Origin of the sequence: Caballeronia jiangsuensis, assembly GCF_046030135.1 — a bacterium.
Taxonomy (GTDB): Bacteria; Pseudomonadota; Gammaproteobacteria; order Burkholderiales; family Burkholderiaceae; genus Caballeronia; species Caballeronia jiangsuensis.
This window is the reverse complement of the sequence record NZ_JAQQDB010000078.1, coordinates 1-12,272: the sequence shown is the minus strand read 5'-3', so window position 1 is coordinate 12,272 and position 12,272 is coordinate 1. Positions and strand designations below refer to the sequence as shown.

Annotated in this window: 11 protein-coding genes; 6 read left to right on the top strand and 5 right to left on the bottom strand. The window is 66.1% G+C overall.

Features of this window, described 5'->3' with window-relative positions:
* Nucleotides 1-489: 489 nt before the first annotated feature.
* From PQR08_RS38085 to PQR08_RS38065, 5 genes are all read right to left on the bottom strand, one after another.
* Complete coding sequence (locus PQR08_RS38085; RefSeq protein ID WP_250486164.1) at nucleotides 490-1,299, bottom strand: lysophospholipid acyltransferase family protein; 810 nt, start codon at nucleotides 1,297-1,299, stop codon at nucleotides 490-492.
* The gene (locus PQR08_RS38080; RefSeq protein WP_250486170.1) at nucleotides 1,292-2,143 is read right to left on the bottom strand and encodes a MipA/OmpV family protein; all 852 of its coding nucleotides are present in this window, start codon (nucleotides 2,141-2,143) and stop codon (nucleotides 1,292-1,294) included. The genes PQR08_RS38085 and PQR08_RS38080 overlap by 8 nt, the downstream gene beginning before the upstream one ends.
* A 5-nt stretch (nucleotides 2,144-2,148) precedes the next feature.
* Nucleotides 2,149-3,477 carry an NAD(P)/FAD-dependent oxidoreductase gene (locus PQR08_RS38075; RefSeq protein WP_250486163.1) on the bottom strand — a complete coding sequence of 443 codons (1,329 nt, stop codon included), beginning with the start codon at nucleotides 3,475-3,477 and terminating at the stop codon, nucleotides 2,149-2,151.
* Nucleotides 3,478-3,497: 20 nt separating this feature from the next.
* Nucleotides 3,498-4,214, bottom strand: coding sequence for a 3-oxoacyl-ACP reductase FabG (fabG, locus tag PQR08_RS38070; RefSeq protein ID WP_187604285.1), 717 nt, complete (start codon nucleotides 4,212-4,214; stop codon nucleotides 3,498-3,500).
* A 149-nt stretch (nucleotides 4,215-4,363) separates the two neighbouring features.
* Entirely contained in the window at nucleotides 4,364-4,624 is a 261-nt protein-coding gene (locus PQR08_RS38065; protein WP_008348277.1) for a phosphopantetheine-binding protein, read from the bottom strand.
* Nucleotides 4,625-5,069: 445 nt separating this feature from the next.
* Between PQR08_RS38065 and PQR08_RS38060 the strand changes: the two genes are divergently transcribed.
* The 6 genes from PQR08_RS38060 to PQR08_RS38035 all read left to right on the top strand — a co-directional run bounded on the left by PQR08_RS38060 (nucleotide 5,070) and on the right by PQR08_RS38035 (nucleotide 12,157).
* Complete coding sequence (locus tag PQR08_RS38060; protein ID WP_250486162.1) at nucleotides 5,070-5,723, top strand: COG4648 family protein; 654 nt, start codon at nucleotides 5,070-5,072, stop codon at nucleotides 5,721-5,723.
* Between the two features lie 20 nt (nucleotides 5,724-5,743).
* On the top strand, nucleotides 5,744-7,414 hold the full coding sequence (locus PQR08_RS38055; protein WP_250486161.1) for an ApeI family dehydratase: 1,671 nt from the start codon (nucleotides 5,744-5,746) through the stop codon (nucleotides 7,412-7,414).
* A 68-nt stretch (nucleotides 7,415-7,482) separates the two neighbouring features.
* Nucleotides 7,483-8,391 carry a lysophospholipid acyltransferase family protein gene (locus tag PQR08_RS38050; RefSeq protein WP_284509128.1) on the top strand — a complete coding sequence of 303 codons (909 nt, stop codon included), beginning with the start codon at nucleotides 7,483-7,485 and terminating at the stop codon, nucleotides 8,389-8,391.
* A gap of 4 nt (nucleotides 8,392-8,395) precedes the next feature.
* On the top strand, nucleotides 8,396-8,980 hold the full coding sequence (locus PQR08_RS38045; protein ID WP_187604281.1) for a LolA family protein: 585 nt from the start codon (nucleotides 8,396-8,398) through the stop codon (nucleotides 8,978-8,980).
* A 7-nt stretch (nucleotides 8,981-8,987) separates the two neighbouring features.
* Nucleotides 8,988-11,348, top strand: a complete 2,361-nt coding sequence (locus PQR08_RS38040; RefSeq protein WP_250486159.1) for an MMPL family transporter — start codon at nucleotides 8,988-8,990, stop codon at nucleotides 11,346-11,348.
* Nucleotides 11,345-12,157, top strand: coding sequence for a polysaccharide deacetylase family protein (locus tag PQR08_RS38035; RefSeq protein WP_250486158.1), 813 nt, complete (start codon nucleotides 11,345-11,347; stop codon nucleotides 12,155-12,157). Before PQR08_RS38040 ends, PQR08_RS38035 begins: the two co-directional genes overlap by 4 nt.
* Nucleotides 12,158-12,272: the final 115 nt, after the last annotated feature.

Genomic DNA, 12,272 nt, shown 5'->3' with positions numbered 1-12,272 from the left:
ATTCCGCAACGGCTTCTAAGTGTCGCGCTCGAAGGTCCAATCGGGCTCGGCTCGCGCACGGTCTGCCGCCGCAGACGTTTCAGGGTGCTGGTTCAGCACCAAATAGCTTCGGCACAGCGCTACGCGCTGCCGTTGGGTATGCGAGGGGAACCGTCGAGAAGAAGCACATGCAAACCCGATTGACCCATCGGCCGCGAAGCGGGACGGAGCCATTTCGTGCTGAACCAGTGACGCAAGCGGCGCGATGTGTCAGACCGTGCGCGAGCCTAGCCCGGTTAGTCCTTCGAGGGCGACACTTAGGCGAGTGCCATCGATGGCTGGCAAGCATGGCCAAACTGCGTGTGACCGCGGGCCTGAACGAGCTGCTTTCTTTGGTTACTTTCTTTGCAGCAGCAAAGAAAGTAACCCCCGCCCCGGGGAGGGGCAGTGCTAATAAACCGACACGAACACGAGTTCCACCGAAAGCCTAGGCAAGCCCTTCAACCCCACTCAATCCCGCGCCCGAAGCGTATCAACTTCCCCCGCATAAAACCGCTGCAATTCACCGATAAACGCCTGCAGCGCAGCATGATCCCGCCCCGGCGGCGCAAACCGGCGCCCAAGCGTCACGCGATAAGTAATAGGCAGCGCAGGCTTTCTAAAAATCTGCCAGCCCTTGCCAAGAAAGCCCGAATCCGTCTCGATGATGAGCGTCTGCACCGGCACCTGCGCGCGCCCGGCGATCAACGCGATGCCGCCCTTCAGCGGATTCACCGACGCATGCTCCGTGCGCGTGCCTTCGGGAAACAGCAGAAGCGGCGAGCCCCGCTGCAATTCGGCAACCGCAGCGCGAATCAACCCGACCGGCGTATCGTTGACGATATACCCCGCGAGCAGCGCGCCCGGCCCGAGAAACACGTTCCCGGCGACATCGCCCTTCATCACGCAACACGTATCGGGAACGCGCGACGCGATCAGCAGCGCATCGAGCAGGCAAGGATGATTCGGCGCGAGGATCATCGCGGACTGGCCCGCGAGCGAATCGAGTTCGGAGAGATCGAAGCGGCACGCGCCGAGCGTGCGCAGGAGCACGAAATAACCCTGCCACACACGCTGCACGACGCTGCGTCCGACGCGCCGCCCGGTATCGGCGGAAAGCACGCGCCGCAGAATCCACGCGAACGGAAACCACGCGAGGCACACGAGCGCCAGCACGACGAGCGCGAAATAGAACGCCACGCATTGCCACGCGGATTCGAGCGCGCGGCCCAGCGAAATCCGTTCGCCCGCGCCGCCGATTTTCCGATGGGCGTCACTCATCGCTCGCCACCATTTTCGACGACTGTCCGAACACCCACGCCACCGCCACGCCGCCCGAGAGCACGCTCTTTTGCCGCACGAGCGGGCTGTCGGCGAAGCTCGCGCCGGCGAGGTTCGCATAGCGCATGAACGCGCCGACCCAGTAACGGCTGAAGCGCCGCGACATCGACACGAGCGCCTGCGTGCCCGCGTAGCCGCCGTTCGCCTGGAACGCGGGACGGCCGGGCGTCGCGTATTGCGGCGCGACCGTGTAGTAGTGGTCGCTGTATTTGCCGTCGGCGAACATCGGTCCGGCGAGCATGCCGACGCGCAGTCCCGACACGCCCGCGACATCGACCAGATCGAGATTCAGGTTCGGCTCGAACTGCCAGCCGACCGTCTTCGGCGACGATTCCAGCGTGATGCCCATGCGCACCGGCAGGCGCAGATCGAGCAACGTGTCGCGCGACGGCGAGCGCCACAGGTGCACTTCCATCGACGGACCGATTTCGATCGTCGGCTTGAGATCGGGCATGCCGGCGCGCGCGTTGTCGTCGCGGCTGGACACGGGCAGCGAACCGAGCAGGCTGATATTGAAGTTGATGCGATCGGTGTCGAGCAACTGGCCGCGCACGCCGTCGCGATCGGCGCGGAAGAACTTGCCGCGATAGATCACGTAGGGAAACGGAAAGACCCACGCGCGCGTCTGGTCCGAGCCTGGATAGTGCGGAAAGCCCGCCACGCCCATGCCGACGCCGACCTCCCACAACGGCTTGCTCGGTGGCGGCGCTTCATCGGCGCACGCAACCGTGCTCGCGGCGAGCAACATCAGGGGCGCAAGGCGCGACGAACGAAATCCCTGCATCGTGATCAATTGGCCGATAGCTCCGCGCGTTTCGCGTCGCTCAGATTGCGGCGTCGCTGGCGGTACGCGCGCAGCGAATTGCGCCAGTCGAGCGCGGCCGTAATGTAATAGATGCCCTTGAACGCGCGCAGCGAACGCCAGATCGGCGTCGTGCCGAAGATATCGCCCGCGAGCAGCGACAAGAGCGCTTCCTTCATGCGCAGCGGGTTTCTCGGGCCCATGAAGAGATCGCGCATCGTCGGCGAGGTCATGCGGTAGATAAACCACGAAAACTCGCGCGGGCCGTGACGCACGTCGCGGTCGAACTTCGCGAGCGCGGCGGGCGCATCGGCGGGATTCGAAAGCGCTGCGTCAATCGCTTCCGCGCCCGCGAACGCGCTTTGCATCGCGAGCATCACGCCCGACGAGAACACCGGGTCGATGAACGCGAACGCATCGCCGAGCAAGAGGAAGTTGCGGCCGTGCGTCATGTCGCCGGTGTACGCGTAGTTGCCCGTCGCGTGGACTTCGCTGATCAGTTCGGCATCTTTCAGGCGCTCGGCGAGCGGCGCACACAGCGCGATGGTCTCGCGGAAGAACGTTTCGAGCGACGTGCCCTTCGGACGCCGCTTCAGATACGCGGGCCACACGACCGCGCCGATGCTCGTCGCGCCGTCCGCGAGCGGGATGAACCAGAACCAGCCGTGCTCGAACCAGAACACGGTGATGTTGCCTTCGTTCTGGCCATCGTTGCGGCGGGCATTCCTGAAATGGCCGTACAGCGCCGACGAATTGTGGCGCTCGTTGCGGCGCTTGGTCTTGAAATGATTCGCGAGCAGCGTGTCGCGCCCCGATGCATCGACGACGAAACGCGCGCGCACTTCCTCGATACGGCCATCGTCGTGCTCGGCGGCGATCGTCGCGCTGGCGCCATCCGCCGCGAACACGACATCGCGCGCGCGGCAGCCTTCGCTCACGTGCGCGCCGTGTTTCGCCGCGTTGCGCAGCAGGATTTCGTCGAGTTCGGAGCGGCGCACCTGATACGCGCTCGGCATCGACTTGTCCCAGGCATCGGCGAAGAGAAAGCGCTGCATACGATTGTCGTGCTGCGGCGAGACGAACTCGGCCGCGAGCTTGACCATGCCGATCGCGCGCACGTCATCGGCGACGCCGAGCCGTTCGAAGAGCCGCAGATTCGCCGGCAAAAGCGATTCACCGATATGAAAGCGCGGATGCCGCGCCTTCTCCAGCACCCGCACGCGATAGCCGCGGTCCGCGAGCAGCGTCGCCGCGGTCGATCCGGCAGGTCCGCCGCCGATCACCGCCACGTCCCAGGTTTGCGTCGCTTCGCTCATTCCACTCCTTTCGATCCGATTCAAGCGATTCCGCCGTTGATCGACAGAACCTGCCCTGTGACATAAGCCGCCGCGTCCGACACCAGATACGCGACCATGCCCGCGATTTCCTCCGCCGTGCCCGCACGCTGCGCCGGCACCAGTTGCTTGATGCGCTCGGGCGGAAAAGCGTTACCGAGCATTGGCGAATCGATGACGCCCGGCGCCACCGCGTTCACCGTGATGCCGCGCGACGCGAGTTCCTGCGCGAGCGCGCGCGTCGCGCCGATCAGGCCCGCCTTGGCGGCCGCGTAGTTCACCTGCCCGCGATTGCCCATCAGCCCCGACAGCGACGACATGTTGACGATACGCCCCCAGCGCGTGCGGATCATCGGCATCAGAAGCGGCTGCGTGACGTTGAAAAAACCGTCGAGCGTCACGTCGAGCACGCGTTTCCATTGCTGGCGCGTCATGCCGGCCATCGGCGCATCGTCGTGGATGCCCGCGTTGTTCACCAGAATCTGCACCGGGCCGTCGGCCAGGATGCGCGCGATCGCGGCGTCGGTGGCGTCGGGATCGGTCACGTCGAAGGCGATTGCATGCGCCGTGCCGCCCGCCGCGCGAATTGCTTGCGCGCAGCTTTCAGCGCGTTCGATGCCGCCGTTCGCGTGAATCCAGACTTCGTGTCCGGCCGCGCCCAGCGAGCGGCCGACGGCTTGTCCGATCGCGCCGCTGCCGCCTGTCACGAGCGCGCGCATGGCCTGGTTTCCGTCATCGATTGCATTGCGCCAGTCCGTATTCCGTGTTGCGCGGCCGCATCGGCGAGCGCACGAGCGTGCGCGTCCTTCAGTCTCGATGCGGCGGATTTCACTTGCATGACAGCGGCTGTCGGGGCTGACGCCGCGCGTTATCGAGTGCGATGCGCCGCGACGTGCGCGGCGAGCGCGCCGAGACTCGCGAAGATCTTCTGATTGTCCGGATTGTCCGAGCGCAGCTCGAAGCCGTATTTCTTCGAAATCAGGAGCGCTATCTCCAGGATGTCGATGGAATCGAGCCCGAAACCTTCTTCATACAAACGCGTGTCGGCCGAGACGGCCTTGGGATCGACGTCCTCGAGATTCAATTCGGCGACGATCAGCTCGGCGAGCTCTCTTTCCAGTTCGTTCATCGTATGTGCAGACCAGCCAGAAACGCGCGCAAGGGCGGCTCGTAAGACGTGCGCCCCGCGTACCCCGCACGCCACCGGCTGCCTGTTATCGAGATAATTGCTAGTGGCGAAATTCTAGACGAAGCCCTCTGGGACGCCTAGTAGGAAAGGTAACCGGTCGGGAGATGCGCCGGACCGCGATATTTCTGAGAAAAATCAGCGGTTTCGCCGCTGGGCGGGACCCCTGCGTGCGTAGGGTAAAATCCGCCGGTCTGACGAATGTAAGATCATCGAACAATCGGTTACAGACCGGGCGCGTAGGCGCGCGGGAAAATGATCGTCAGGCGGGCGACTGCCGGGTTTTTGTTCAATTACGGAGCGTTCTGAAGAGAACGCCGCAGCCGCATTCCATGTTGCGTACCTCTTTCCTTCTTTCAGGCGCACCGCGCGCAAGCGGAGCACGCCGATGAACGCAGCGCGCTTTCTTCGCGCGGCGGGCGGCGTCGGTGCGATCGCCGCTTACCAGCTTGCCGCGCATCATGCCGCGTCCACGCCGGGCGCGCACGGTCTCGGGCTCGCGCTCGTCCTCGCGCCGATCCTGCTCATCGCGCTGAACGCCGTCGTGCGTTCGCCCGCGCGCGGCTGGCTGCTGCCGCTGTGGGCGCTCGCGTGCGTCGCGTTATGGCTCGGGCGCGCGCCGCTCACCGCGCATTTCGGCTGGGGTTTGTGGCTCGAACACGCGAGCTTCAACCTCGCGCTCGCGTGGATGTTCGGCCGCACGCTCGTTCATGGCCGCGAGCCGCTTTGCACCCAGTTCGCGACGATGGTCCACGGCCAGATCGAAGCGCGTGTCGTGCGCTATACGCGGCGCGTCACGCTGGCGTGGACGCTCTTCTTCGTCGCGACCGCGTTCGTGTCGACGGTGCTGTTCGCGTGCGCATCGATCGTCGCGTGGTCCACGTTCGCCAACTATCTCGCGCTGCCGCTCGTCGGGCTGATGTTCGTCGCCGAGTACGCGTGCCGCCGCATCGCGCTGCCGGACATGGAGCCGTCGAGCATCATGGACGCCGTGCGCGCCTACACGCAGTCGATGCAGATGCGTCGCGGCGGGGCGCAGTAATGTCGTCGAATTCATCGCACATGCAGACCTTTCCGCTGGTTTTCCATTCGTCGCCGGATCAGACGATCGCCTGGCGCGACGGCGTGCCCGTCACCGTGCGCGAGTTTCTCGCCGACGTGCAGGCGCTCGCCGATGCGCTGCCCGAAGGCGGACATGTATTCAACGTCTGCACGGACCGCTATCGCTTCACGGTGAGCCTGTGCGCGACGCTCGTCGCGGGCAAGACGAGCCTGTTGCCCTCGACGCATACGCCCGAAATGGTGCGCGCCCTCGCCTCGTTCGCGCCGGACGCGTTTTGCCTGCACGACAACGACGATTGCGCGATCGACCTGCCGCGTTTCCGGTATCCGCCAAGCGCAGCGTCCCGTTTGACGGGCGAGGCGCATGTGCCGCACATCGACGGCGCGCGCGTCGTCGCCTACGTGTTTACGTCGGGTTCGACGGGCGTGCCGGTGCCGCATCGCAAGACGTGGGGCTTTCTGGTGAAGAACGTGCGCGCGGCGGCGGCGCGTCTCGGCCTGCTCGGCGAGGCACGCGCGACGCTCATCGGCACCGTGCCGCCGCAGCACATGTACGGCTTCGAATCGACGGTGCTGCTCGCGCTGCTCGGCGGCCTCGCGTTCAGCACCCGCCAGCCGTTCTATCCCGTCGATATCCGCGCGGAACTCGCCGCCGTGCCCGAGCCGCGCGTGCTCGTCAGCTCGCCGATTCATCTGCGCGCGCTGTTCGCGAACGAGGAAGCGTTGCCGCGCGCGTCGCTCGTGCTGTCGGCGACCGCGCCGCTTGCGGAAAAGCTCGCGCTCGACGCCGAAGCGCGCCTCGACGCGCCGCTGATGGAAATCTACGGCAGCACCGAAACCGGCCAGATCGCGACGCGCCGCACCGCGCACACGGCCGCGTGGGAACTGTTTCCGGACATCGCCCTGACGCCGCGCGCCGACGACTCCGGCGAACCGACGATGTGGGCATCCGGCGGCCACGTCGAAGTGCCGGTGCCGATGGGCGACGCGCTCGAACTCATCGACGGCACGCATTTTCTGCTGCATGGGCGCAAGGCCGATCTCATCAATATCGCGGGCAAGCGCACGTCGCTCGCGTATCTGAATCATCAGTTGAACGCGGTGCCCGGCGTGATCGACGGCGTGTTCTACATGCCCGACGAAAGCCCCGCCGACAGCGAAACCGTGCGCCGTCTGATGGCGCTCGTCGTGGCGCGGGAGCTTACGGCGGCGGACTTGCAGCGCGCGTTGCGCGAGCGCATCGACGCCGCGTTCATGCCGCGTCCGCTGCTGTTCGTCGATTCGCTGCCGCGCAACGCGACCGGCAAGCTGCCGCGCGAAGTGCTGACGCAGTTGATCGAACAGGAACGCAGCCGCCGCGCCGCGCTGAGCTTCACCGTGCCGCCGGAACATCCCGCGCTCGCCGGGCATTTCCCCGGACGCCCGATCGTGCCGGGCGTCGTGCTGCTCGATCACGCGCTCGACGCGATCGGTTCCGCGCTCGGAAAGAACTTCGGCGCATGCAGGATCGAATCGGCGAAATTCCTCAGCCCGGCCGCTCCCGGCGAAGCGCTCGACATCACGTACGAAACGTCCGCGAGCGGCGCGATCCGCTTCACGATTCGCGCGGGCGTTCGCGCGGTGGCGAGCGGCGCCGTCGGCATGATCGACAACAACACGCAAGCATCGTGAACGAGCCGCGCAACCGCGACGACTGGGCCGAGCGCCAGGAACGCAGCAACCTCGCGTTGCTGCGCTTCATGACGTGGGTGTCGCTGCGCTTCGGGCGGCGCATCGGGCGCGTGTTGCTGCGGATCATCGCTGCGTATTTCGTGGTGTTCGCGCCGCGCGCGCGGCGTGCGTCGCGCGCTTATCTGAATCGCGCGCTCGGCCGCCATGCGGGCTGGCGCGATGGTTATCGACATGTGTTCTCGTTCGCGTCGACGATTCACGACCGCATCTATCTGCTCAACGAACGCTTCGATCTGTTCGATATCCGCACGCATGGCGTCGAGGATGTCGAGGCCGCGCTCGCCGACGGACACGGCGCGTTCCTGATGGGCGCGCATCTCGGCAGCTTCGAGGTGGTGCGCGCGATCGGGCGGGCGCAGCCGCATATCCGCATCGCGATCACCATGTACGAAGAAAACGCGCGCAAGATCAACGCGATCCTCGCCGCCGTGAATCCTGCCGCGCATCACGACGTGATCGGGCTCGGCAAGGTCGATGCGATGCTGAAGGTGCGCGAACGGCTCGATGCAGGCACGCTCGTCGGCATTCTCGCGGATCGCACGCTGCGTCAGGCGGGCGACGCGCTCAAGGAACGCGAATTCCTCGGCGCGCCGGCCGCGTTTCCGCTCGGGCCGCTGCATATGGCGGCGGTGTTGCGGCGTCCGGTCGTCTTCATGACGGGGCTGTATCTCGGCGGCAACAGCTACGATATCCACTTCGAAACCCTCGCGGATTTTTCGAAGACCGGGCGCGGCGAGCGCGCCGCCGCCGTCGATGCCGCACTCACGCGCTACGTCGCGCTGCTCGAAAAATATTGCCGCGCGGCGCCGTACAACTGGTTCAACTATTTCGACTTCTGGCAGGCGAACGCCGTGCAGGAACCGGCGCAAGCGCGCGCGGCCGGCGCCCGTCTGCGAGAAGTCACGAAGGATTCCTGAGCTTATGCGAGTTTTCTCCGCGGTGCTGACCGCCGCCGTGCTGTGCGTCATGTCGGCACCGACTTTTGCCGCCGATGCACCCTGGACGCTCGATCGCCTGATGAACACGCTTGGCGCGAAAAAATCCGGGCGCGCGCAGTTCACCGAAACGCGCTATCTGAAGATCGCGCAGGAGCCGCTCGAATCGTCGGGCGAACTGGTGTTCGTCGCGCCCGATCATCTGGAAAAGCATACGGTCAGCCCCAAGCCTGAGAATCTCGTCGTCGATGGCGACATGCTCACCGTCGATCGCAACGGCCGCAAGGTGACGATTCCGCTGCGCAACTATCCGGAACTGGGCGCGTTCATCGAGAGCATCCGCGCGACGCTCGCGGGCAACCGTTTCGCGCTGGAGAACGCGTACAAGGTGTCGATCGACGGAAAGGGCAACGACTGGACGATGACGCTCGTGCCGATCGATTCGCGCATGAAGCAGAAAGTCAGTTCGATCACGCTCGCGGGCAGCGGCGCGGCGCTCGCGCGCGTCGAGATCAAGCAGGCCGATGGCGATCGCTCGCTCATGCGCCTGCAAGACGCGTCGGCGCACTGAACCCGGCATGCGCGCTGTCCTTCGTCAGCCTGCGGTCATCGTCTGGCTGTGCTTTCTCGCGGTGTGCCTGGGCGTCATCGCGCGTACGAACTTTTCCGCCGATCTCTCCGCTTTCCTGCCGCGCTCGCCCAGCGAACAACAACGCGTGCTCGTCGAGCAACTGCGCGACGGGCTCGTTTCGCGGCTGATTCTCGTCGGCATCGAAGGCGGCGATGCGAACGGCCGCGCCGATGTCTCGCGCAAGGTCGCGGCCAAGCTGCGCGCGGACAAGCGCTTCTCCGCGATCAACAACGGCGAGCCGGTCGGAGCGGCGCGCGACGAGCGTTTCGTTTTCGAGCATCGCTATCAGTTGAGTCCCGCGGTGACGCCCGAGCGCTTCAGCGGCGCCGGCCTGAAAGACGCGCTCGCCGATAGCCTCGATCTGCTGAGCTCTTCTGCCGGGATGATGACGAAGGACTTGCTGCCGCACGACCCGACCGGCGAAGTCACCGCGCTCGTCAGTCAACTGGACAGCGGCGCGCAGCCTTCGATGCAGGATGGCGTATGGGCATCGCGCGACGGCCAGCGCGCCGTGCTGCTCGCGCAGACCGCGAGCGCCGGTTCCGACACCGATGCGCAAGCCAGCGCGATGGCCGCGATCCGCGATGCGTTTGCGCAAGCCGCGCCGGGCGCATCGTATCGGCTGCTGATGACGGGACCGGGCGTATTCGCCGTGGAAACACGCGACACGATCATGCACGACGTGCGCTGGCTGTCGGCGGCGAGCATCGTGCTGATCGTCGTGCTGCTCCTGGCGGTGTATCGCTCGGTGCCCACTTTGCTGCTCGGTCTGATGCCGGTGCTGTCCGGCGTGGCCGCGGGCGTCGCCGCCGTGAGCCTCGCGTTCGGCACCGTGCATGGACTCACGCTCGGTTTCGGCACGACGCTGATCGGCGAGGCCGTCGATTATTCGATCTATCTCTTCGTGCAATCGGCGGGCGTCGCGCGGCGCGAATCGCTGAAGGACTGGGTCGCGAGCTTCTGGCCGACGATCCGCCTCGGCGTGCTGACGTCGATCTGCGGCTTCGCATCGATGCTCTTCTCCGGCTTTCCGGGCCTCGTGCAACTCGGGCTGTATTCGATCGTCGGTTTATCGACGGCGGGCATCGTCACGCGTTTCGTGCTGCCGCATGCGTTGCCGCAAGGCTTTGCGATCCGCGACGTCTCGCGCCTCGGCAATCGGCTCGCGCGCGTCGCCGGCCATGCGTCGCGTTTGCGCGCGGCGCTCGTGGTGTTGTTGTTGGCGGCGGTCGCCACCTTGTTCATGCACAGACACGGGCTCTGGAGTCAGGAGTTGGCCGCGCTGAGTCCGGTTCCAAAGGCGAGCCAGGATCTCGATGAACGTCTGCGCGCCGACGTCGGTGCACCGGACGTGCGCTATCTCGTCGTGGTGTCGGCGGCGAACGAGCAGGCGGCGCTCGAACGGGCGGAAGCGGTCGCGCGTCGGTTGCAGCCGCTCGTCGATGCGCACGTGATCGCCGGTTATGAAAGTCCGGCGCGCTATCTGCCGAGCGACGCCGCACAGCGCGCGCGTCTCGCGAGCCTGCCTTCGGCCGGGGAATTGCGCACGCGTCTCGCCGTCGCGCTGCGCGATCAGACGATCCGCGTGAAGCCCGAAGTCTTCGAGCCGTTCATCGCCGATGCCGAAGCGGCCCGCACGCGGCCGTTGCTGCGTCGCGCCGATCTGCAGGGCACGTCGATGGCGCTCGCCGTCGACTCGCTGCTCACGCAACGCGACGGCCACTGGACGGCGATGCTGCCCTTGCGCGCGGCCGAAGGCTCGGACGTGGAGGCGCAGAAGATTCGCGCGGCGGTGACGGCGTCACAGGTGCCGGACGCGCTGTTCGTCGATATGAAAGCCGAGGCGGACCGTCTCTATCAGAACTACGTGCACGAGGACATTCGCCTGTCGCTCGGCGGATTCGCCGCGATCGTCGTGCTGCTGGTGCTCGCGCTGCGCTCGCCGGTGCGCGCGGCGCGCACGCTCGCGCCGCTCGTCGCGGCGGTGATCGTCGTGATCGCGGGGCTCGCGCTCGCGGGCAAGTCGCTGACGATTCTGCATCTGATCGGCATGCTGCTGATCGTCGCGGTCGGCTCGAACTACGCGCTCTTCTTCAACTATCGCGCGCACGCCGAAGACAACGCGATTTCCCCGCAAACGCTCGTGTCGCTCGTGATCGCGAATCTCGCGACCGTGCTCGGTTTCGGGCTGCTCGCGCTTTCCAGCGTGCCGATGCTCAAGACCTTCGGACTGACGATCGGCCCCGGCGCGATTCTCGCGCTGCTGTTCTCGGCGATCCTCGCGCCGCGTTCCGGATTTTCGCGATGAACGCGCCCGGCCAGCCGCGTCGCTGGACTCCGACGCCTTTGATCAGCGGCGCGGCAGTCGTGCACGCGGGCGCGCTCGCGGCGCTCGCCGTATCGCCCGCGACGTGGCCGTGGGCGGCGGGCGGCGTGATCGCGTCGCATCTCGCGCTGACGGCGGCGGGACTTTGGCCGCGCAGCGCGCTGCTCGGCCACAACTGGACGACGCTGCCGGAATCGGCGGGCGCGTCCATCGCGATCACGATCGACGACGGTCCCGACCCCGACGTCACCCCGCGCGTGCTCGATCTGCTCGACGCGCATCGCGCACGCGCGACGTTTTTCTGCATCGGGGAGCGCGCGCGGGAACATCCGCGCATCGTCGAGGCGATCGTCGCGCGTGGACATGCGGTGGAGAATCACAGCCAGCGGCATCGGCACAATTTTTCGCTGATGGGGCCGGGAGCTATGCGGCGGGAAATCGACGCGGCGCAAACGACCCTCGGCGATATCGCGGGCACTCGGCCGCTGTTCTTTCGCGCGCCAGCGGGATTGCGCAATCCGTTTCTCGAACCGGTGCTGTGCGGTCTGGGGCTTCATCTCGCGAGTTGGACGCGGCGCGGCTTCGACACGCGCACGGGTGATGCGGCGCTCGTTGCGGGGCGTTTGCTCGATGGGTTCGCTGCGGGCGATATCCTGCTCGTTCATGATGGGCACGCTGCGAGGGATGTGCATGGCGTACCCGTTGTGTTGGCTGCGCTCGATACGGTCTTGCGGGCGGCGGCGGATCGGGGGTTTGGGACTTTGACTTTGCGGGATGCGATCTTGGGGTAGGGGTGGTTTGGGGTTTTTTCGCTGGATCCCGGTTTCGTGTCGGTCTATTTGTGTTGCCCCTATGCGGGGCGGCAGTCACTTTCTTTGCTGCTGCAAAGAAAGTAACCAAAGAAAC